This window comes from Candidatus Galacturonatibacter soehngenii (genome assembly GCF_008830185.1).
Taxonomy (GTDB): domain Bacteria; phylum Bacillota; class Clostridia; order Lachnospirales; family Lachnospiraceae; genus Lachnotalea; species Lachnotalea soehngenii.
In genome coordinates this window covers 198,920-222,805 of record NZ_WAGX01000008.1, presented here as the reverse complement: position 1 = coordinate 222,805, position 23,886 = coordinate 198,920, and the positions used below count along the sequence as shown (strand labels likewise).

Genomic DNA, 23,886 nt, shown 5'->3' with positions numbered 1-23,886 from the left:
GCCAAGATTACTTATACTAATTCACAATCCCAGACATCAACTCCACTGTCTTGAAATACGGTACGAATTCTTTGTCTGAGTTCTTCCTTTGTGTATCCTTTTTTTAATATCACTTGTAAAAATCCGCCTCCACCGGCACCACATATCATTTTTCCTGCCAACATATCTTCACAGCTTAAAAAAATCTGATCGATACAAGTATTTGTGCAGCCCATATCAAGACGTTTGGATAGTTCCCAATGTTCATTTAACAGCTTGGTAAATGCTTCAATATTTCCTTTTTCTAACTCAAATTTCATCATAACTGCTACTCGTTGTATTTCATAAAGTACTTCGATGGAATTTTCATTAGAAGCAATGTATTTACCAACCACTTCTCTAAGAAGATTTCTAGCTAGCCTTCTTTGTCCTGTATAAATTAAAGCCATTCGCTCTTGTAGTTCTTTACGTACATCCTCTTCAATGTGTATATGCTCTGCTTGAATTTCTTGAATCACACCTGGCTTTGTTGTAATCAGCTTAATCCCTCCAGTTAGTCCTCCTACCTGGTCTTGCCAACCGCCACCAGTGCTCATAATTTGTTCCATACAAAGAACTCTCGTGTAAAGTTCATTTTCACTAAGCGTATTGCCAAGAAATTCTGCTAATCCTTTGATACACGCTCCTGCTAATATGCTACTAGTTCCAAGTCCTGAGCCTCTTGGAATTCCAACTACCTTTGTTGATAAATAAAACCCACTTCCTAAGTTATCCAAAACGGTATCAAACTCTATCTTTTCTTTTCTTGGAATCACCGCACTAGCAATGAGTGCCGCCTTTTGCAAGGCAAATGCATCAAAAGGATCGTTACAGTTTTGTAATTCTTCGATAGAGGTAAACTCTTTATAGGACCCAGAGTCTGTACTTGCAAGTGCAATACATGGTTTATCAATCCTTTTAATGGTTACCACAATAGGATTGATTCCATTTAATTTAATGGCTGTATTTAATACAGTTCCGCCATGCTCTGTACAGTATGGAGGAGTATCAGACCATCCACCTCCCCAATTAATTCTAACTGGAAGCTCCACCCTTACATAATCTTTTTGAATTGCAATGTTTTCATCATAGGTAAGTGCATCTGTCATAGCATCACAGGTGGTATCACAAATAGCCTTAAAGCAAGCAGACTCTAATTCTTCTCCTTCGTGACCTTGCACCATTTTTGAAAGATAATAATAAATACGCATCTTTATGCTAAGTTCACTTTGCTCTGCAACCTTTAACAGTTCTTTTTTCGTCTGTTCAAACAGTCCAGCTTGTCCAAAAACAGAAATGGCTTTTTCAATGTTTTCTCTATCTTTTATTGCATTAATGAATTGATGCATACGAATCTTTTGATCCAATTCATTCTGCCAGGTAATAATCTTTTTTACGTCTGCCTGATTGAAGCTTTCAAAAAGGCTTAACCGCTCACACGCTAGAAATTCTTCTTTATAATCTTTACCAAGTATCCCCATTTCATACAATTTCATCGCCCATGTTAATGCTTCTTCCATGGTGTCACATACTGGATATAATTTGGCAAACCAAATGTAATGTTCTTCCTCTTCCCATAAGTCTTCTTTTGCTAATCTTGCATTCTTTAAAAATTCCTGAAACTTAATCATCATAAAATCAGTATTTTCTTCCAGCAATCCTTTGGGATTATCATTTGTCGCATAAATTCTTACAACAAATCGCTTATCTTTTAATTGTAGCCCATGTAAGGTAATCCCTTTTGGTATCTGTCTATCTTTAACTATTACATTTGAAATTACACAATTATCTTCAATGACTGAATTGCCTAAAATATAACTATCTTCAATATATGACTTTGAGGAAACAAAAGATTCTTCGCTCATATATGCGTTACTACATGTATAAGGAAGTTCTCGGTTATCATTCGTAAGTACTTTTTGGCACCAATCTAGGAATTCATAGCTTGTAACTTCTTCAACCATAAGTTTTAATAATTCCTTGGTTGTACCAAAATGTATAAACTGTGCAGGTGAAACACTTAAAAGCTTTAATTTATATTTACTTAACACATCCCATATCTGGCTTCTGCACTCTATTAGCTCCTCGCAAAAGCTTCCTTCTGGTTTCTCTTTAAAATACTGCTCTTTTGTAGCATGAGATGCCAAAGGAAACAAGAAATCACCATAAAAGCTAATTCTTGCTTTCTCATTTACAAATTGATTGAATTTATTTGGATCAATTTCATTATTGGAGCAAATCAGCGAAAATAATGCGTTTAAAACATTACTGTCGAGTAAGATTGCCCCTGTATCTAAATCAACGCATCCTTGCTTATTCACTGCACCAATATGAGTTAATTGCTCAACTGTTTGTTTATGAAGAAAATCTCCTACATTTCCATCTTCATCACTTAAAAAAACTCCATGATTCTTACCAATTTCCACATCTTCTTTGATTGAGATTGCTGCTGCTCCCTCAAATTGAAAATCAATCTGCAAAGAATTAAATAAAAGCAACACATCACCCGATAAAACCAGCATTCCATCCTTTATACGAGCTGGAATGCCAGACATAGATATTATAAACTCATCAAATAGAGTCGATCGATTCCCATTTGGAAGAAGTCTTGGTACTGGTGAAAATAATTTACCACAAGCGGAATACTGTGGAACCCTCTTGCTATCTCCGCCTGAATGTATCACTAAAATCCTCTTTTTTTGAAAACATTCATTGGTATCACTGTTCTTTCGAATATATTTCATTACATTAAAAGTGGCTCCACCAGAGCCTACTCTTTTTCCCTCTGGGTCAGGCAATACCGCATAATGCGTAGAAGCAGGAAGCAGTCCTTGCTTTAAGCGATTTTCAATTTGTATTTGATACGCTTTTGCCTGCTCTTCATTTGATGCTGTCAGAATTACATAATCCCATTTTATAAAATATTTTTTGGTCAAAGATCTTTCATAGTCCGCCCACGCATCCTTGTAGCTTTGACGCAAAAATAGGTTTTTTATTTTTAAAGTGTTCATTCTTCCTCCCATGATGTGTATCATTTCATTATTTGCATAAACCCAATCTTGTGTGATATAATACACTTAGCTTTCCAAAAATATTGTTGATACATTCTTGGTAAGCTTTTACATTTTTCAGTAACAGGTTTTACCTGTTTGAATCCATTTGAAAGCAGGACATACTATGATAATAATACAACCTTCTGGCGGTTTATGCAATAGAATTAGGGTAATTAATTCCGCATATGAATTAGCTAAAAAACGAGGTGATAAACTGACCGTTCTTTGGTTAAACAATGCCGAGCTAAATTGTCCTTTTGAGTCTTTGTTTGCGCCCGTAACCGAAATTAAAATAATTAACATTTATTCCAATATGAATTTTAAAAAAATTTTACTACAATTAAGTTCTCAACAAAGATTTAATAACACTATGATTGAAAATAACAAAAAGGATGGTGTATTAAACGAAGATTTTTTTCAATCTTTGAAAAAAAGAGTGTATATTTCCACCTGGGAACATTTTTATCCTTCTAGTGATTATCGTTTTTTTAAACCTACGAGGCAAATACAAGAAAGAATTGATGCGATTACCTCTCAATTTGGTGACACTTGTGTTGGAGTACACATTAGAAGAACCGATCATACATGGGCTATAGAAAGTAGTAAAACAGATGGGTTTGTCAATGCAATAGACAAAGAATTGACTCAAAATCCAAAAACAAAATTCTATATTGCTACTGATGATATAAATGAAGAGAATTACTTACGAGACAGATTTCCTGATGCAATTATATCAAATCAAAGTAAAACACTATCTCGAAATAGCATTGCTGGTATGCATGATGCATTAATTGATTTGATTTGTCTTTCAAAAACAAATAAATTATTTGGAAGCTACTATAGTTCTTTTACGGACGTCTCCGCTGATATGGGGCAAATTGAAAAAATAGTAATTCGATAAAAAAAACGCATACATTTCCCACTTTCATGAAATGTATGCGTTTTTCTTATCCTTTCAATCGAAAGAACACAAAGGTAATCAAAAAGCAAACGTGATACATACGATACTGAATCAATTTAATATATACTTTTTCAGCCAATGACAACTTAGGCATATCATAGTGATGAATCGCTTCTCGTACTTCAGGCATATTAAATATTTTTTTTAGATTCTTAATCACAATCCGATAACCTGATTTATAATTCTTCATAATCTCACCTTTTATTCCTAATATGGTAAGACACAAGAAATCATTTGTAATTTGAGTAGAAAAGTCATATACATTTTTCTGAACCGATATATTTAGAAGTTGATTCATAGTCTCTGCGATTTTTCCCACATAATTTTCATCATGCTTGCCAGTCATGGATTTTGCATTAATCCAGTAATGATATGGAAAATAATTCTCTATCATATAAACTCGCTTGGCATCACATAACACAGGAAATGTAATCTGTAAATCTTCTCCAATCGATACAGATTCACTGCAATAGCTCATATTATCCAAAAGAATCGTTCTCTTATATAACTTCGTGACTCTGGCTGGTTGAATGGTTCTCCCAAAAAAGCTACCATCGCTTAACAAAGTCGGAAAGATTTCTACTTCTATCTCCTTTCGTTCATAAAGCTTTTCAGCTAGCTTCGAACTTTCCGTCTTGGTCTTTGTTCTGCCATCTTCAAATTCATAGACCAGACCACATATCGTAACATCTGCATCGGTTTCTTCAGCCTTTTTTAATAAAGTCTCAAACATATCTAAATCAACCCAGTCATCGCTATCAACAAAGCCGACATATTTACCAGAAGCCTTTTTAACACCAGCTTTCCATGCCGATGTAAGCCCTGCGTTTTGTTTGTGAATTACCACTATCCTTTGATCTTCCCTAGCCAAATCATCGCATATCTTTCCCGATTGGTCGGTTGAGCCATCATCCACAAGAATGATTTCTATTTCATTTAGCGTTTGCTTTCGTATACTTTCTACACAGCGTATTAAATATTCCTCTACGTTATATACTGGTACAACTATACTTACTTTTGTACTCATAAAGCCTCCCTTCATGAATCCTCATAATGCTCCATGACTTTTTCCTTTAAAACAGGAGCTTGATACGCTTTTAAAATCTTTTGATAAAGATTTGGCATAAATAAAAATAAAATATAGCCAACTTTTGTTCTAATCGGAAAATCTCCATATTTTTTAACATTATACATTGCTTCTTTTATCTTGTATTTTAAGTCTTTTTGCTCTTTTTTTGACTTCTCAAGACCTTCCTTACATTGAAAAAATAAGTCGATTACACCATCTGCATAGGCCCTGATTGCTGTCGGCATGATATTGACTAAACCCTTTTCCTCTAAAAAATGAAGTCGTTGCTCCACTGACCATGCCCAGTCTAATCGTTTACGATTAAATTTTTTTCTGGTTATGCTTTCGCCCCCCACAAAGTAACCATATAAATATCGTTTGACAAATACCGCTTTGTTCGCCTCATAATATAGTAAATGCGTGGTTGCCTCATCCTCATGTATCCTTCCTTGCGGATAGCGAATGTGCTCAAACAACTTTCTTTTATACAGCTTATTCCATGCAACAACAAAGAAAGCACCATCTGGTGAATACATATTCTCAATCATTTCGATCCCTGAATAGACCACCGATTCACCAGGCTTATGACTCTGTGTCATAATGTCCCCTTTTACATATTCGTATTTGCACATAGCAATGTCGCTATTGGTTTCAATGATTGCTTGGTATAAGCTCTCAATAAAATCAACCGCAAGGTAATCATCGGAATCTACAAAGACAAGATACTCTCCCGTAGCTATCTCAATACCAGCATTTCTTGCACCTGAAAGTCCTGCATTCTTTTGATGAATCACTATAATCCTATTGTCAATCTGCTTATATTCTTCACAAATTGATGGACAATTGTCTGGAGATTCATCATCGATTAGAATAATTTCCATATTAGAATAAGTCTGATTCAAAATAGAATCCACACATCTTCTCATATAATCTTCCACATTATAGATAGGAACAATTACACTTATTCTCTCACTCATAGCTCTAATTTCCTTTCAAATCTGAACCATTTCTTTTCTTTCCATTATTTTAGTTAATGAAAACCACGAACCAAAATAAGAGCCCACTTCCTTAGATAAATCAAAAGATAAATCATATGTTTTCTTCTACGCTTAAAAAAATAATTAATAATTTGATAGTCCACTTGTAGCTTACCAATCTTTTGATTTGCCTCTTGTATATAAGCATCTTTCATATAGGACGAGATTCGCTCAAGTTTTTGACTTCTTGTTAAAGAGGTATCATAAGCTAAGCCTTCTATTTCATCCAAAAACTCTAAAATAAACCTTTTGTGAATCACTTGCAATCCTTTTTCTCGTTCATTGATTCTTTCATTTCCTGATTTTAATAAAATTGTTTCGTAGCTTTGTTTCACACTTTCACAGATTTTTACTGCAATCTCATATTTATCTTCCCGTTTTTTACTAGAAAGAGTATCTTGTCCCTTTTGCTGTACATAATAATATAAAGGCTCTTTTACAATGCCTAATACATCCATTCCTTCCATATAGCTAAGATTAAATAATAAATCTTCTCCAAGACTTAGACTCTCATCAAAACCTTTTTGAATACAGTCTTTTTTATATAGTTTATTCCAAGGCATATTTAAGTAGCCAGCCTCATATAGTTCTAAGAATATCTGGGGATGTTTCACGAATGTATCCGAAGCTTGTTTTGGAACCTTACTAATATCACGCTCTAAAAATAAGTGATGATATCCACATATAACCAGTTTTGCTCCTGTGTTATCCACGCACTGCATTAGTTTTTCACACATAGTTGCTTCTATGTAATCATCACTATCTACAAATTGAATGTAAGAACCCTTCGCAAACTGTAATCCATAATTTCTTGCTTTGGATACTCCCTCATTTTCTTTCTCTAAAACATGGATACGTGCATCTTGCTTTTCAAAGCTTTTTCCTATCTCTAACGAAGTATCTGTAGGCCCATCCATAACCAATAAAATCTCAATCTCTTTATAGGTTTGCTGCATTAGACTTTTAATACATCTATGTAATGTTTTTTCACTGTTGTATACAGGGACGATAATGCTTATCAATTTATTACTCATATCATCCTCCCTATATTGGTTTGATTATTGTTTTACATGTGGTTTCTCTGGATTGATAATAAAGAGTATTGTCAGGTACAACTCCTTTTACAATACTTCCTGCTGCTATTACACAATTATCTCCGATTGTTGCTCCCTTTAAAATAACGCTATTCGCTCCAATCCAAACATGATTTCCTATGATTACCTTCTCTTTTGTAAAGTGACTTAAGGAATTTTTATAGTCATGGTCATGATCCACAATTACCACGTTATTCGCAATCTGACATCCATTTCCTATTTGTATTTGCTCCATACAAGTCACGGAGACATTGTTATTAAAAAAGCACTTGTCGCCAATTGCTATTCTTCCTTCTTCTGCTCGTAACGTCACATTCATTCTGCTCACCAGCTCTTTGCCAATGGATATAGATGCTTTTTTAGAAATACGAAGCGTAAAATGTTTATCAAGTGACTGCACTGGGCTGATTTGGAAACGTCTCCCATACTGCATCTTCCATATAATAAGTTTTGGTATGGTCATAAGAGCTCTAAAAGCTAGTTCAAATTGCACAAAAGCACCTCCTTGGAATAACAATATAAATTTTACACTTCTAATTTTAAAATTTATTCACTGATTGTTTCACTTTATCCATTATGAGAACTCTCTCGTTTCGAGTCAAGATAATAAAATAATTCAATATGACTGCCAGTATTCCAGTTGGGATACCGATTAAAAACAATCTAAAGTAACTATCTATTGGGATGATCTGTTTTGATAACATTCCTAATATTACAATGCTTCCAATGGATACAAACCCCAAGCCGATATCAGAATAAAAGCGATACCATTTGACACCTAACGATTTGGCGGCATACATTGGTGTAAATGTGAGATTTCGAATCAAACCGATTACAGTACTTACACCTGCAACTGCGTAAATTCCTAAATTGGTGGTTTTTAGAAGTATGAACACAATCAACGTAGTTGATACACCCGACAGTAACATTACAAGCGAATTTTCTTTTACTTTCTTTGTGATGATAAAAACATGGTAAAGCACTTGGATACTCATACTTACGTATAACGTACCAACTGATAAAATGGTTAAACTGTATAATACATTAATATTTTCCTCAGGCATCCATAGTCGATAAAACTCTTTTGCGTATATAGTTAAGAATGCCAATGGAATACTTAAAAGAAAAATGAGCATCCTATTGCAACTTTTTATGACTTGGACCAACTCCTCTGTGTCTTCTTTCGCATAAGCAATCGTAATCTGCGGATTAAATATTCCTATTACACTACCCATAAGAGTAGATATCGTTGACGGTAATACTTTAGAATATCCTATAACTGCTGCTGCTTGTGGAGATATAAAAATATTAGCAATCAACAAATCAATTTGGTCTAATAAAACTTGTCCAAGCCTTGTGATTGAATTCCATAGTCCTAAAGATACAAGCTCCCAAATCTTCTTTAAATCAAAATATTTTCGATTAATCTTTATATCAGGTAATAATTGTGTCGTAAATCTACGATTTGCAAAAGATAGATATATCGTACAAATTACGGACACAATACCACAATACCACAAATACGGCCTCAAAAATACATATGCGCCCACTAAAAGTGCCGCTCGGATTAATTCAGACTGTATTGTTTTTACAGCTAGAAGATCTAGCCGATTTGTTGCATAGGTAGCAACACTAAAAATAGACGTAATAATAGTAATAAAATAATTTATAAATACAAAGAAAAACAATAATTTTACATCTCCAACTAAGGAAGAAGGTTCAATATTTATTATCTTATCTAAAAATGTAATAAAAACCAGAGAAGGTACAATCAAAAATCCACTTGCGATAACATTTGAGTAAAATACAGAGGTAAAATACTTATTTGCTTCGTCATAATTATTTTGATGAATATTAATTGTAATAAACCTACTTGCCATTGTGTTCAGTGCTGAAACTAGTATCTGTACATACATTATAAAGCCATTCGCAATTTGTATATAACTATAAGCAGTTTCTCCAATATTAGATTTCAAATATGGAGTTAATACAATATTAATTCCCATGTAAACAAATAAGGAAAGCAATTGCGCTGTCAAATTTATTACTAATCTTTTTTTATCCATATATAGCTCCTTGTTAATAATGCGTAGAAGGAGGTTTTATTCTTCTACGCATTTTGTTAGAAACAATGTGGCTTTAAGAAAAACACATAGGTTCCATATAAATTGATAAATATAAGAATTGAAAAAATAATCTTATAAAAATTTTGTGTACTTATGTTTAACTTACATTTATTATTTTTAAACACAAACATCAATGGTAAAAGGAATGGGATATAATATCTTCCTTGTACGCCACTAATATAGTTGGCACCCACTTTTGTAAAGGTAATATACAGACCAGTCCATACCAAACTTGCCATACCAAAAGCCATAATACCTAGAAGAATTCTCCACCTTGCATCCAACTTATATTGTCTGTCTTCCTTTGTCTGAAACAAAGAACCACCTACCAATAATAAGCTACTAAGCACTGCAAAAACCGTTGGAAAACGCCCTACATAAGCATACAGCAACCATGTCGATGTACCAAGAATATAATCAAACGCAGAATTTTTCAAGCTTCGAAGCAATACTTTTGTATACACGAAGGGTTCTTTGAAAATATGCTTAATTTGTTTTTCAAAATTAGCTCCTGAAGCACGTTTGTCACCTAAAAACTCAGTACTTTTTTGTAATTCAGCCGTTGCACCTGTTGCTTCAATTGGAGACTTATAAATGGTAATTAACAGCATTCCAACTATTACAACGATGCCCACTCGAAACAACGCACTCTTCCATTTGGAGTCGAATTTTTCTTTAGGAAGAAAACATAGCAATAGCATCATTACAATATAAATAACCTTCGACCAGGTTCCAATCACAAAGCATAAAATTATGGCAAGTGCTGTATACCACTTCATTTTCTTCTCTTTATCTAATATTTCATTTAACCATAAAACAAATCCCAAAAATACAAATGCTGTAACGACAGCATCATATGCATAGGCCGTAGCTAAAAATAAAGGTGTAGGAAGAAGACCAATCATCGCAATATAAATCTTACCTATCTTAGACAAGCGTATCGCGATTGCCATTACCAATGTGTAAAATAGTAAATTGCCAAGCTTACCAAGCATATATCCGATAGAAAAAGGAAGGCCTAGTATTCTTGCAAATGCAAGCATAACAGACTGTGGCAAATAAGCCCTGACATTGTACTGCACGAATCGTTGCTGATGTTTTATATCCGCAACAGAGTAATCATTCCTCTCTTGCGTATAATCTTCAAGCCATTCTCTTTCTTCTATCGTATCAAAGCTTGGAGTTACATTACCTTTCATCTGAATTGCCGCCTCTGTATATTGAATGGTTTGTCCAAAGGAGGCTCGGTACGCATTATCAAAATGAACATATTCATCCCAACTTAGCTGATTGGTTCCATTAAATAAAATGATAAATCCACCAAATATCAGAGAAAAGATAACAAAAACCAGTTCAAGTCGTCTCTGAAATAATTGCTTACTTCTTATTACAAATGCAATCGCAAAGATACCACCAATTAAAAATAGAATTCTTAGGTAATTGATTCGAAATCCATTATTGATTGATATCATTAAACCAGCGGTTGAAAATTCACCTTTGGTTTTAAACGTAACAATCATCTGATCAGCCGATTGATTTATATTCGTAGCACTTTTTTGAAGTCTGTAGTTCAACGAATCGTAGAAGGTATCACCCTTTTGCTTTCCATCCTTCATTAATACTATTTCATATCCCAAATCATCTTCCGACGGGTATGTTACCAAAACCTTTTTAATATAATAGTCTTTGCTAATATCAAGTGTAATCGAGGTCGAATATATCTTTCTACACAAAACACCGTCATTATCGATTAAAGTTGGATCAATCGTCTCTACATACTCCTCTCCATTTACCTTAGCGAGAAGTTTTGCATTTTCGATGTTTAATTCAATCTCTTCTATTTGTTCCTCGGTAAGTGGAACCAATATTTCCTCGGTATCCAGATGAATGTCTTCCTTATTTTTATCAAAATCAAATACTTGTGGGTCATTTGCCCGAAAAACAGAGTGCCAATTAAACCCAAAGCACTCTATGAGAAAAGAAAACAATACAATTCCAAGAATGATTAAACCATTTGTAATCCAACTGTTATTTTTTCTATTCATATGCTTCATTCGCTTTCTGTTTCTTCTTACTCTCAAGTGTAAAAAATACTGTCATAAATACCGCTAACATAATCTTTAGATCAAAAACCAACGGATGTGTTTCGTTGATATAAATATAGCTTGCTTTGATATTACCTTTGATACGTGTTCCATCTGCAATTGTACTTACCTCTTCTATCTCATCTTGATTCGCAATAAGTGCAGGCGCTATTGACTCACTTCCTGTATAGAAGAATTTAATTTTAATATCTCCCATGCATTCTTTCATACCTTTAAAAGGAAGATAAACAAATTGCCCATCTGCAATATCTTTAAGCAGTTGTTCTCCGCTCCCTAAATGAACGGAACCATCCTTGTTATAAACCTCATAATGAACCTTTCCATCACTAAATTCAGCGCCTTCTTTTGAAATAAAAACTTGTATTCCTGCCATTGGTCTCTTTCCAGTGTTACAATTATACTCAACAACACTTCCCTGTGTGAGAGGAATTTTAAAATCAGCATTTTCTTCAATATTTATGTCGCTTGAATCAAAGGATTCATTTGGAAATAGATAACTTGCTATTATTCCAATGATTGCAATGGCGATACAAAGCAAAACAAACAGTTTCCCATATTTTTCAAACAGCAATATAATTTTATCTTTCATATTTTTACCCACTTACTATTTTATACTAAGGCGGTTAATTGCACTAAACAATGCCCTAATAGAAGCTCTTGTAATATTGGAACTCACACCAACGCCATACGTTACCTTTCTTGTCTCTTTGTCCATCACTTGAATATACGCCGCCGCCTTTGCGTGTGACCCTTCACCTAATGCATGCTCTGAATAATCTAGCACTTTCACATCGATACCTGTTTTCTTCTTTAACGCATTTCGAACTGCATCAATTGGTCCGTTCCCATCTTCTTCACTAATAATAATTTCACTATTATATTTAAAAGATAACTTAGCATGTGTATCACTATCCCCAATATCAGTAATCTCACATTTAGCAAATTCATAAGGAGTATTCAATACTAAATACTCTTTTGAGAACTGGCTCATAATTTGTTCTGGTTCTACTTCTCCTTGTCTTTCAGATAGTGCCTGAATTACATCTGCAAATTCCTTATGCATACCTTTTGGTAACTTATATCCAAAGAAAGTATCCATAACAAAAGCAACCCCGCCTTTACCTGATTGGCTATTAATACGTACGATTGGTTCATATTCTCTGCCAACATCACTAGGATCGATTGGTAGATATGGTACTTCCCAAACAGATGCATTTTTTTCTTTTAATGCCTTTACTCCCTTATTAATCGCATCCTGATGTGAACCAGAAAACGCAGTAAATACAAGTTTACCTGCATATGGATGTCTTACATGCACCGGTATTTTACAACATCTTTCATATACTTCTATAATTTCATTGATGCAATCAAGTTCTAGAACCGGATTGATTCCTTGAGAGAACATGTTATAAGCAAGTGTCAATATATCAACGTTGCCTGTTCGTTCTCCATTCCCAAATAATGTTCCCTCCACACGCTCTGCACCTGCAAGCAGCGCAAGCTCTGTGGCAGCAATACCAGTCCCTCTATCATTATGAGGATGAACACTTAAAAGAATGCTTTCTCTGTTACTTAAGTGCTTGTGCATCCATTCTATTTGATCTGCATAGACATTTGGTGTTGTCATTTCAACGGTTGCTGGCAAGTTAAGAATCATCTTGTTATCTGGTGTTGGTTTCCATTCTTCTTGTACTGCATTACAGATATCCAGCGCAAACTCTAACTCTGTTCCCGTAAAGCTTTCAGGTGAATATTCTAATATAATACTGCCATCAAATTCATTTGCATACTTTTTTACAAGTCTTGTTCCTTCTAATGCTATTTCTTTTATTTGCTCCTTACTTTTTCCAAATACCACTTCTCTTTGCAATGTCGAAGTAGAATTATAGATGTGTACAATAGCAGTTTTTATACCTTCTAAAGCTTCAAACGTCCTTTGAATGAGATGCTCACGGCACTGAACAAGAACTTGTACCACAACATCATCTGGAATTAACTTACGATCCACTAACTGTCTTAAAAAATCAAATTCAATTTGCGACGCAGCTGGAAAACCAACCTCTATCTCTTTAAATCCAAGCTTAACCAAAAGTTGAAAAAATTCAATTTTTTCTTCCACCACCATAGGTTCAATAAGAGCCTGATTTCCATCTCTTAAATCAACACTACACCACGTTGGCGCTTTTCCTATTTGTTTGCTTGGCCATTCTCTCTCACTAAAGTTAACAACGGGTACTCTTTTGTATTTTTTATAGTTTAACATTACTATTCACCCAAACCACTCTCAACAGCTTCAACAAGGGCTTTTAATGCCTCTTCTTCATCTTCTCCATCACAGATTAATTCAATTTCATCTCCTGATTTTACACATGCTCCAAGTACGCTTAACACACTCTTGGCATTTGCAGTGTTTCCTCCATAACTAAATGTAATTAATGATTTAAATTGCATTGCTTCTTTACATAAAATCCCAGCTGGCCTTAAATGTAATCCTGTCGGATTTTTAATAACCACTTTTTGGCTTACCATATTGCAATACCTCCATTTTTCTCAAGTTTTCTATATTATAGTCTTCGTAATTAGTTCTGCTAAATCCGTAGCTTCCCTTTCAATAATCTCCTGGTCTTTCCCTTCTATCATAACTCGAACCAGAGGCTCCGTACCAGATGGTCGAATCAATACTCTTCCTTCTCCCGCAAATCGTTCTTCAATTCTTTGAATCGCTTCTGCTATTTCTGGATATTCCATATATTTATCTTTTTTATGTGTAGGAACCTTGGCATTGACTAAAGCCTGAGGCATAACCTCCATAATCGATGCAAGTTCGGATAGTGGCTTCTTTGTATTTACAATGACTTCCAATAAATGCAGCGCACTGATCAATCCATCTCCTGTTGTGTTTTCATCAAGAAATATAATATGACCTGACTGCTCGCCCCCAAGATTTGCACCTATTTCAATCATTCGTTCCAACACGTAACGATCTCCAACTTTAGTTTGTTCTATGTTAAGTCCATTTTTTTGTCCCATTAACATAAAGCCTAAATTACTCATAACAGTAGCTACAATGGTATTATTTTTTAATCGATTCGTTTCCTTTAAATAATAGCCACAGATTGCCATTAATTCATCGCCATCTACTAGCTTTCCATTTTCATCCACTGCAAGCAAACGATCTGCATCACCATCAAACGCCAAGCCAAGCGCTGCTTTTTCATACACAACTCTTGCCTTTAGCTCCTCCATATGAGTTGAGCCACAGTTTGAATTAATATTGGTGCCATCTGGATTAATATGGATAGAAACCACATCAGCTCCCAATCCTTTTAAAGTTTCAACTGCCGTATAGTAGGCTGCACCTTCGGCACAATCTATTACAATTTTGATACCAGTAAGATCAACATTAACTACAGATTTTGCAAACTTTACATAGTCATCTTTTGCATCATATTTATATTCAACTCTTCCAATCTCTGCTCCAATTGGCATACTTATATTTGTCATCTGGTTATTGATAAGCGCTTCAATCTCATCCTCTAAACTATCTGATAGTTTGTAACCTTCTGAATTAAAGAATTTAATTCCATTAAACTCCATTGGATTATGTGATGCTGAAATTACAACTCCTGCGTCCACCTTATATTTTCTTGTCAAATATGCGACTGCAGGCGTTGGGAGTACTCCTAAATATATTGCATTTGCACCAACCGAGCAAATTCCAGCCATTAGTGCGTTTGCAAGCATTCCACCCGAAATTCTAGTATCACATCCTACTATAATGGTAGGCTTATGTGCATTCTCTTTTGTAAGAACATAGGCACCCGCCTGCCCAAGTTTCATAGCAAGCTCAATTGTCAGCTCACTATTTGCAATTCCTCTTACTCCATCAGTTCCAAATAATCTACCCATTTTTTCTCCATTCATTCCCAATTATTGTCTATTTGTACTTGTATTACTTTTTGTTATTACTGCCTCTACCGTAACTTCTCCATCTATTTGGGCATCTAATTCACCCGATAGGGATAAACTAACTGGTAGCGTCTTTGTTCCTGTCTCACTTATATCCTTTAAATCTATACTTGCAGTAATATCATCCGCAGTAATTTTACTTATATTTTCAGCAAGCCCTTTTACCTTAACTATGATATTATCATTATTTGCATAATTAAATGATAGTCTAGAAGACAGATTTGAAAGCTTAATATTATTTTTTGATAGTTCAATGTTCTTCGTTGTCTTCTTCTCTAATATCGCAGTCACTAATATTGATGCTTCGCTAGAATCTACTAAGCGCACGGTACTAGGAAGATAACTGGTTATATCAACAATTTGTTGTATGTTATCTGTAGCTCCATTGAGATTAATCGCATCTTCATCTTTATTAATATCCAAGGAACTAATTAGAGCAAGTTCTTCCTCATCTCCTGCTATTGTAATTGTGTCAGGTGAATATACACTTTCTACGTATTGATAATCATCTGACGGTGTTCCCTTAACTTTAAAATTCAAACTAACTTCTTTTGTTTTTAACAAATCAACGGTAACAGATATTTTATCAGTTGAGTATTCAAGACTTGTGGCTTCTATTACATCTCCATCGCTATCATAAAATTTGGGAGTAGCTGATTGGCTAATCGTTGTGGTCACATCACTTACTTCCACTGTAACCATTACTTTATTAATTTTATTTACAACAGACGCAGCTCCTGTAACTTTTAAAACACTTGGAAAACAAGTTATATCGCCTACTGCATACCCTTCCACCAATGTACCACTGGTAGATGTTGTAATTGCAAACTGTTTTGTAGCAGAGTCTTCCACACTAATTTTTACCGTTTGTGTTTTTGGAATAATCTCGCTAATTTTATTATTATTTTTCGTAGCACTTATTTCAATAATTGGTATGGTATCCATGACAATCATTTCTTTCATATCGGCAATCGCTACAAAGTCAGATGATTTCATATTGGCAAGTGCAGATCTTCTGCCTTTTACCGTTATACTTATCACATCACTGTTATCTATAATATCATAGACTTTTCCTTGGTTTTCAATTACAGATTCATTTCGGATTGTAACTGCTACGTTATTAAATGATTTTTTTTCCACTGGATCGATAATATTTACAACAATAAGCCAAAGCACAATCGCAAATAAGGTGGAAAGGATTTTTAAACCCCAGTTATGAGTTAACTTTTTTTTCATTCTTAACCCTCCCTTTTGTTTTTCGAAATCTTCCACCCTCAATACTTTTATTTTGCAGTGCATATAATTTACTTCGTAAGAATTCTGCATCCACATTACGCGTCAACTCGCCGCCCATAGCAATTGAAACTTTTCCAGTTTCTTCAGATACTATAATCGTCATAGAATCTGAAACCTCACTAATTCCAATTCCTGCCCTGTGTCTTGTTCCAAGGTCTTTACTTAGTCCCATGTTATCTGACAATGGTAAGTAACAAGTAGCTGCTGCTACACGATTTCCTCTGACAATAACAGCTCCATCATGCAATGGAGTATTATGTTCGAATATATTAATCAATAATTGACTGGATATAATAGAATCGACTGCGATACCGGTATTCTCATAGTCCATCAAACTAATATCACGCTCAATGACGATTAGTGCTCCTGTTCTTACGCTTCCCATTTCAAAAACTGCTCTTGTAATCTCATTTACAGTCTTATCGCTAAATCGTTCATCACCGTTTCTTTGTGCATCGATCGGAAACAAACTGGTCAAAATATTTTTTCTTCCAAGTTGCTCCAGTGCCTTTCTAAGCTCCGGCTGAAAAATAATAATAACTGCTATGATACCAACATTAATGGTTTTACTTGCTATCCATAATATGATATTCATCTCAAAAATGGATGCAAATAAGATGAAAACCATTAAAAAAATAATTCCTTTAAATAGCATCCACGCTCTTGTATTCTTTACCCATAACATGATTTCATATATTACAAAAGCGATTAATATTATTTCAATTAAATCCGTAACTTTCATATCAGGAAGGGACAAGCCAAATAAATAGCTTTCAAAAAAGTTTTCTATATTACTCATCTCATCACACCCTTTCCGTCTTTTTTATTTCAAATCTTTCAATTCATTTTCCAAATCAATTTCCTCTGTTAAAGATAACGAAGTTCTCTTAGTCATCTTTTTCTGTGGATTTATTCTTTTTACCTTCTTTTCTCTTGATGTAATACTTATCTTCGGTATTGCTTTTACATAATAATAATATTCATCATCTTCAAATTGTACATGTTCTGTTCTTGTATAATCCACGTGAAAAGCCATGAACTTAACACAAAACGCAAGTCCAACCGAGATACAAATGCCTATAATTAACCATAAGATATTATATGATATATTAAGCATATAGTCACAAACAAGCATAATAAGCAAATTGGTTATTGCTCCAAGTACAATTGCGATACTCCATGAATAGTCAATGGAAAGCCTTCGAATTAAATATACTACTAAAATTGTTACCGTAAATGCCAAAATGCAAACAAGCATCTCTTTATTATTTAAAATGTTATCAATTAAATAAGTATAAGTTTGTAGCATATTACTTGCTTCTGAATTATTGATAACAGAAGCGTTTTGCTTAACTGAATACATTAGATAATACAATATCACTCCAAAGGCGATAGGAAAAGCTGATAATGGAGTACCAAGTAAACCACCAAGTAAGGGTAAGATAAATGGTATTTTCAACATAAAACCAATTGGTGTTAATAGTACCAGATAACTTTCTTTCGGTGAAAATCGATAATACAATAAAAACATGAGTAAAATAATTGCTAATGCAACTAAAGCAACGGGTAGCGAAGCTGCATAAAAATGTGCAACCATAAAGATTGCTGCCAATACTAACACCGCATTAAATGGTAAAAAGGTAGAGGCTAAAGCAACCATTATAACAAGAACAGGGTTTGTTAGCCTCGTCATAAATCCAATATTCGCATTTATAGTTGTTAATGTAATAAAAGTCACAATACATTTTATGAATGGCCTAATATACATATCATGCTTACTGTAAAATATCTTAAGCTTCTCTCTAAATTCCAGTAAAATGGTCATGTTCAGTTTTACCTCCTAAGCTTTTTCTACTGTCACTTTCATATCCTTCTTTTTCGTATAGCTTACTTAATCTTTTTAATTGACCATAATACTTTTTAACTCCATTTCTTGCATTATGGTATTTAACCATGTATACAAAGTAAGCAATTATCAAATAGACAGCTAGAACCAATACATAATATTTAAATATGGATTTACCAAGTGTAAGTAAATCCATTTTATGAATGTTACTCATAAAAAAATCTGCTTTATAGGAAACCCACATAACCACAATCAAGCAAAATGCAATTGTAATACTTATGGCTGATTTTAACATATTTAGTGTAACATAGTCGATTCGAAAAAATTTTGAAATCGGTATTTGTTTTTTTCCTTCTTTCGATTCATAAGACGCCATTTTGGTCATTAATTTAATTCTATCTTCATTTAACATGTGTCACCTCTTACACTGTTTCTTTTAAGCATCAGCTTGATTATATCATATCTAGTACTTAATGGAAAGATTTTTATTATCCCAAAAGTCCCCACAATTAACGAATAACTGCGGGGACTTTCTTATTGTTTATCTAGAAAACGCATTCTTTCTTTTTCTCTAATTGGTCTTCTTTCCTGAGTCGGTAATTCTTTTCTTGGCTTTTTAATTACTTCGTTCATGCTATTTGCAAGAATTGCTTTACAACTTTTGCAATATCTTCCTGTTCGTATCATTGCATTACAATTTTCACATTCAATAGCAACGGGAGAATCCTCTGTAAAAGATAATCTTTCTTCTCGAATCCACTGCTTAATCTGCGCAACGCTTACACCATTATCTTCTGATATGACTACCATTGTTGCTTTTGGATGCTCCCTTAAATAACTCTTCACTTTTTGAAATTCTTCTTCTAACGCCGCCTGACAAGAGGGACATATTTGTTGCCCTCCTATATAGTTAAATAACTTTCTACATTTTCTACAATTCCTAACATCCATACACTTCTCCTCCTATAATCCTTCTCCAATACTTATAGTAATAAAATATATATCCTTAACACCAGACTGAATGAGTACTTCTGCTACACTATCAATCGTTGCACCCGTTGTATAAATATCATCTATTAATATGACTCTCTTTGATTTTACATCAATATTGCCTATTTTAAAAGCCTTTTCCAGATTATTTATTCTTTGTTTATCATTTAGTTCTTTTTGTGGTAAAGTTTTCTTTATTCTATAAACACCATTCTTTAACATAGGAATTAAGAGTTCCTTTGACAGCTCTCTACTCAAATCCTCCGCCTGATTGTATCCTCTGGCTCTTAATTTTGACTTATGCAACGGTATGGGAATTAGATAATCTGCATTCCATTCCTCAATTTTACTTCTATAACGTAATATGATTTCATTCGCATATATTTTTGCATATTCTCTTTTGTTACTATACTTAAACTTGTAAATGGACTTACGAATCCACTCATCATGACAATACAAGGCTATACCCTTTGTAAAATTATGCTCTTTTTTTAAACAATCAAAGCAACACTCTTGTTCTTCAACCTGCAATTGCTTCCCACATTTTTTACAAGCAGGCTCTTTAATATACTTTATTTTCTTTTTACAAGCATTACAGACTTGCAAGTTGTTTTTTTGAAGAATCTCACCACAAATCGGGCAAGTTCTCGGATAAATAATACCAATCAATTCTTCTTTTAGATTTTCTAGTATCCTTGTATATTTCTGCACACAAAACCTTTCTCCCCAAATCTCTCCACAACTGTACTCTTATCAATTATTCTGTTTATAGCAAATCAATATCCAAAATTCTTTCTGTTAAACCAGAATACCTTTTTTGTTCACTTTCATTTTCTATCATTGATTGAAAGGTATCTTCACTTCCCACAATTGTCACACACTTTTTTGCTCTGGTTACAGCCGTATAGAGTAAATTTCGATTCATAAGCATTCTTGGTCCAGTAAGCAACGGCATAACAACCGCTGGATATTCACTTCCTTGTGACTTATGAATTGTAATCGCATAGGCTAGTTCGATTTCATCAAGTTGTTTAAATGTATAGGTTACGCTTCTGCCTTCTTCAAACTCCACTCTTATTTCTTCTGCAAAATGATTAATCTCCTTAATGATACCCATATCCCCATTAAAAATTCCCATCCCCTTATTTACTGCAATTCCATACTTATTTCGAACTTCCCATTCCATTTGATAATTGTTCTTTATTTGCATAATTTTATCTCCCTCTCGAAACAAGCCTTGTCCAAATTCTTTCTCTTGTTTGGTAGCATCTTTGGGGTTTAGGTATTCTTGCAATATTTCATTCAGGCGCTCCACGCCAAGGTTTCCTTTTCTCATTGGTGTTAAAACCTGAATATCATAAGATGTAGCTTCCACATACGGAGGTAACTTATTTTGAATCAAGGAAAGCATAACGCGAATGATAATATTGACATCTTCTCTTTTTAAAAAGAAAAAATCTTTACTTTTATTATCAGCGATTACTCTTTGCCCCTTATTAATCTTGTGAGCATTCATAATAATATCACTTTGAATGGCTTGTCTAAAGATTTTATTTAGCATTACTACATTAAATTTACCAGATCGTATCATATCTTTTAATACGCTCCCTGGACCTACCGATGGTAATTGATCCACATCTCCAACTAAAATCAATCTGGTACCTACCGTGACTGCCTTTAAAAGAGCATTCATCAAATAAATGTCAACCATAGACATTTCATCAATAATGACAACATCTGCATCTAATGGATTTTCTTCATTTCGTTCAAATCCCCCTGTGTTCTCGCCTTCATATGAGCCAGAAACTTCTAGTAGCCTGTGTATTGTTTGCGCTTCATAGCCTGTAGCCTCTGTCATTCTTTTAGCCGCTCTCCCTGTTGGTGCTGCCAAATAAATATTTAACTCTTGCGATTCAAAATATTTGATAATTGCATTAATTGTAGTCGTCTTTCCTGTTCCAGGTCCACCTGTAATGATTAACAATCCATTTCTTACTGCTTCTATGATTGCCTTTTGCTGCAACTCATCCAGCTCTATCTCTGTGTTTATCTCTATTTTCTCTAATGTTTCGTATATTTCATTTTCAGATACTTCACATTTAATATTCAAATCATGAAGCATTTTAGCTACATTTAACTCCATGTAGTAATAACGTGCAGCATAAATGATCTTACTATCTTCTTTTTCCTTAATAATTAACTTCTTATCGATTACCATATCCATAATATGCATAGAAATATGTTGTTGCTCAACTTTTAGAAGCTCCTCTGCTTTCTTAAGTAAAATTCCTTCTGGTAAATAGGTATGTCCATCACTGATTGACTGCAATAAGACATATAAGATACCACTTTTGATACGAAAATCCGAGTCCGTATGAATCCCTACTTTAGCTGCAATTTCATCTGCTATTTTAAATCCAATTCCAGTTATATCATCTGCAAGGCGATATGGGTTCTCTTTTACAATGTTATAAATATTTTGTCCATATTGACTGTAAACCTTCACTGCAAGTGTTGTAGATATTCCATACTGTTGTAAGAATATCATTGCTTTTCGTAAATCTCTTTTCTCTTCAATTTGCTGTGAAATCTCTCTTGCTTTTCGTTCACTTATTCCTTTTACTTCTACTAAACGTTCAGGTTCTTCTTCTATTATCCGAAATGTGTCTGCTTTGAATTTTCGTACGATTCTAGCTGCAAGTGCAACTCCAATTCCTTTAATTGCACCCGATCCAAGGTATCTTTCTATTGCAATTACATCTTCTGGCGCCTTTATTTCGTAGGTTTTTATTACAAACTGCTTTCCATAATTGGGATGATCGGTATAATCTCCTACCGCTTCTATTAGCTCTCCTTCACCTATGTAATGAAATGTTCCTACACAAGTTATTTCTTCACCATCATTAACAAGAATCAGCACGGTGTAACCGTTATCATCATTTCTATATATAATATGTTCCACATAACCTTCAATCGTTTTCATTATGTTACCACCTGTATCTAATATGCTATTTCTCTTGCAGTATTCGCATAGAGAGCGTATTACTATTCATATGAATCTTAGTTCATATGAATCAAACGGATATATTTACTAACATTACTGTCCGTAAATATATCCGTTCTATAAAAGCCTATAAATTATAATTAATCTTCATTTGCTCATAAAGCATCTGCGCAATGCCAAGTTCGCCTTTTTCTGTTGCCATAGATGCATACTGTTGAGTCAATGTATCTTTAAAATAATCTAAGGTACTAACAGATTCTGATTCCTCATCTTTTGGAATCATTTTTTCCATAGCCTTAAACATCTGTTCTACAAAATATGATTCAAATTGTTTACACACACCCATCAGCTCATCATCCGAAGAGTTAGTATAGTCTTTATTAAGACTATTCTCCACTTGTTTAGTCGATTCGGAATTATTAAGGTATTGTGATTGATAGATTGATGTAATTCCATCCATTTTTTATTCCTCCTAATTCCTTATCTTAAGTTATTTGCTTGCTGCATCATATCGTCAGCCGCCTGAATCGCTTTTGAGTTCATCTCATATGCTCTTTGTGCAACAATCAAGTTAACCATCTCATCAGCAACTTGAACATTTGAAGCCTCTAAGTATCCTTGTACCACCTTACTTTTGGTTACATTCGCATTCGTCGCTTCATTTATTGCTGCACCAGATGCAGCGCTAACCTGATATAAACTATCTGATAATTTTAATAAGCCAGATGGATTACTAAATTGAAATACCCCAATCGTTCTATTTAAATTAACCGTTGTTCCATCAGCATTTGTATAAAATAATTGACCAGATGTATTCACTGAAATATTAGCAGCATTGTATGTAGCAGGTACTGTTATCACGTTACCAGCCGTATCCAAAACTGGATAGCCCTCACTGGTAGCTAATACGATTCCATTTTGACCTAACCCAAATTGAAACGATCCATTACGAGTATAATAGGTTTGTCCATCCTCTGCTCTTACAGCAAAAAATCCACTTCCACTGATTGCTAAATCAGAATTAGTTCCAGTCTCACTCATAGGTCCTTGTGTAAAATGAGAAGTGATTGAGGAGTTTCTAACACCTAAACCAACTTGTGCACCTATTGGCTTATTCGCACCATTTGCTGTAGTTGTTCTTGTTTGAATCGTCTGATAAAGCAAAGATTTAAACTCTGCTGTTTCATTTTTATAACCTGTTGTATTTACATTTGCTAAGTTATTGGCTATTGTATCCACGGCAGTCTGCTGTGCAGTCATACCACTTGCTGCTGTCCATAACGTTCTTACCATTCTTTATACACCTCTTTCAATTCTC

Annotated in this window: 21 protein-coding genes; 1 reads left to right on the top strand and 20 read right to left on the bottom strand. The window is 34.2% G+C overall.

From position 1 onward, the window contains the following. Positions 1–11 precede the first annotated feature (11 nt). The gene (locus tag F7O84_RS18085) at positions 12–3,029 is read right to left on the bottom strand and encodes a fucose pyrophosphorylase domain-containing protein (RefSeq protein WP_192451827.1); all 3,018 of its coding nucleotides are present in this window, start codon (positions 3,027–3,029) and stop codon (positions 12–14) included. A gap of 166 nt (positions 3,030–3,195) precedes the next feature. On the opposite strand from F7O84_RS18085, the gene F7O84_RS18080 reads away from it, so the two are divergent. Further along, entirely contained in the window at positions 3,196–3,972 is a 777-nt protein-coding gene (locus F7O84_RS18080; RefSeq protein ID WP_151148476.1) for an O-fucosyltransferase family protein, read from the top strand. A 46-nt stretch (positions 3,973–4,018) separates the two neighbouring features. Here the strand turns inward: F7O84_RS18080 and F7O84_RS18075 are convergent, their stop codons facing one another. The 19 genes from F7O84_RS18075 to flgG form a co-directional block, all read right to left on the bottom strand. Then, positions 4,019–5,059 carry a glycosyltransferase family 2 protein gene (locus tag F7O84_RS18075; protein ID WP_192451826.1) on the bottom strand — a complete coding sequence of 347 codons (1,041 nt, stop codon included), beginning with the start codon at positions 5,057–5,059 and terminating at the stop codon, positions 4,019–4,021. Positions 5,060–5,070: 11 nt separating this feature from the next. Continuing rightward, positions 5,071–6,078: a glycosyltransferase family 2 protein gene (locus F7O84_RS18070; protein WP_151148472.1), complete on the bottom strand. Its 1,008-nt coding sequence runs from the start codon at positions 6,076–6,078 to the stop codon at positions 5,071–5,073. A 53-nt stretch (positions 6,079–6,131) separates the two neighbouring features. Further along, on the bottom strand, positions 6,132–7,172 hold the full coding sequence (locus F7O84_RS18065; protein WP_151148470.1) for a glycosyltransferase family 2 protein: 1,041 nt from the start codon (positions 7,170–7,172) through the stop codon (positions 6,132–6,134). Positions 7,173–7,182: 10 nt separating this feature from the next. Next, a complete protein-coding gene (locus F7O84_RS19315; RefSeq protein WP_243140945.1) occupies positions 7,183–7,725 on the bottom strand; it encodes an acyltransferase in 543 nt (180 codons plus the stop codon). 46 nt (positions 7,726–7,771) lie between these two features. Next, on the bottom strand, positions 7,772–9,298 hold the full coding sequence (locus F7O84_RS18055) for a lipopolysaccharide biosynthesis protein (protein ID WP_151148468.1): 1,527 nt from the start codon (positions 9,296–9,298) through the stop codon (positions 7,772–7,774). A gap of 56 nt (positions 9,299–9,354) precedes the next feature. Continuing rightward, positions 9,355–11,403 (bottom strand): DUF2142 domain-containing protein, encoded by a 2,049-nt coding sequence (locus tag F7O84_RS18050; protein WP_192451825.1) that lies wholly within the window; start codon positions 11,401–11,403, stop codon positions 9,355–9,357. Beyond that, positions 11,396–12,052 (bottom strand): hypothetical protein, encoded by a 657-nt coding sequence (locus tag F7O84_RS18045; RefSeq protein WP_151148464.1) that lies wholly within the window; start codon positions 12,050–12,052, stop codon positions 11,396–11,398. Before F7O84_RS18045 ends, F7O84_RS18050 begins: the two co-directional genes overlap by 8 nt. Before the next feature lie 15 nt (positions 12,053–12,067). After that, on the bottom strand, positions 12,068–13,726 hold the full coding sequence (gene leuA / locus F7O84_RS18040; protein ID WP_151148462.1) for a 2-isopropylmalate synthase: 1,659 nt from the start codon (positions 13,724–13,726) through the stop codon (positions 12,068–12,070). Positions 13,727–13,728: 2 nt separating this feature from the next. Next, entirely contained in the window at positions 13,729–13,992 is a 264-nt protein-coding gene (locus tag F7O84_RS18035) for an HPr family phosphocarrier protein (RefSeq protein WP_151148460.1), read from the bottom strand. Between the two features lie 30 nt (positions 13,993–14,022). Continuing rightward, positions 14,023–15,372 (bottom strand): phosphoglucosamine mutase, encoded by a 1,350-nt coding sequence (gene glmM, locus F7O84_RS18030; protein WP_151148458.1) that lies wholly within the window; start codon positions 15,370–15,372, stop codon positions 14,023–14,025. Positions 15,373–15,393: 21 nt separating this feature from the next. Then, positions 15,394–16,668 (bottom strand): CdaR family protein, encoded by a 1,275-nt coding sequence (locus tag F7O84_RS18025; RefSeq protein ID WP_192451824.1) that lies wholly within the window; start codon positions 16,666–16,668, stop codon positions 15,394–15,396. Continuing rightward, positions 16,646–17,527 (bottom strand): diadenylate cyclase CdaA, encoded by an 882-nt coding sequence (gene cdaA / locus F7O84_RS18020; RefSeq protein ID WP_151148454.1) that lies wholly within the window; start codon positions 17,525–17,527, stop codon positions 16,646–16,648. Before cdaA ends, F7O84_RS18025 begins: the two co-directional genes overlap by 23 nt. Before the next feature lie 24 nt (positions 17,528–17,551). Beyond that, the gene (locus tag F7O84_RS18015) at positions 17,552–18,553 is read right to left on the bottom strand and encodes an ABC transporter permease (protein ID WP_151148452.1); all 1,002 of its coding nucleotides are present in this window, start codon (positions 18,551–18,553) and stop codon (positions 17,552–17,554) included. Beyond that, positions 18,531–18,986, bottom strand: coding sequence for a hypothetical protein (locus F7O84_RS18010; RefSeq protein WP_151148450.1), 456 nt, complete (start codon positions 18,984–18,986; stop codon positions 18,531–18,533). Before F7O84_RS18010 ends, F7O84_RS18015 begins: the two co-directional genes overlap by 23 nt. 122 nt (positions 18,987–19,108) lie before the next feature. Beyond that, a complete protein-coding gene (locus tag F7O84_RS18005; protein WP_151148448.1) occupies positions 19,109–19,525 on the bottom strand; it encodes a flagellar protein in 417 nt (138 codons plus the stop codon). A 12-nt stretch (positions 19,526–19,537) separates the two neighbouring features. Further along, a complete protein-coding gene (locus F7O84_RS18000) occupies positions 19,538–20,275 on the bottom strand; it encodes a ComF family protein (protein ID WP_151148446.1) in 738 nt (245 codons plus the stop codon). Between the two features lie 55 nt (positions 20,276–20,330). Then, the gene (recD2, locus tag F7O84_RS17995; RefSeq protein ID WP_151148444.1) at positions 20,331–22,547 is read right to left on the bottom strand and encodes an SF1B family DNA helicase RecD2; all 2,217 of its coding nucleotides are present in this window, start codon (positions 22,545–22,547) and stop codon (positions 20,331–20,333) included. Between the two features lie 148 nt (positions 22,548–22,695). Then, complete coding sequence (locus F7O84_RS17990) at positions 22,696–23,028, bottom strand: rod-binding protein (RefSeq protein WP_151148442.1); 333 nt, start codon at positions 23,026–23,028, stop codon at positions 22,696–22,698. 20 nt (positions 23,029–23,048) lie between these two features. After that, complete coding sequence (flgG, locus tag F7O84_RS17985; RefSeq protein WP_151148439.1) at positions 23,049–23,861, bottom strand: flagellar basal-body rod protein FlgG; 813 nt, start codon at positions 23,859–23,861, stop codon at positions 23,049–23,051. Positions 23,862–23,886 lie beyond the last annotated feature (25 nt).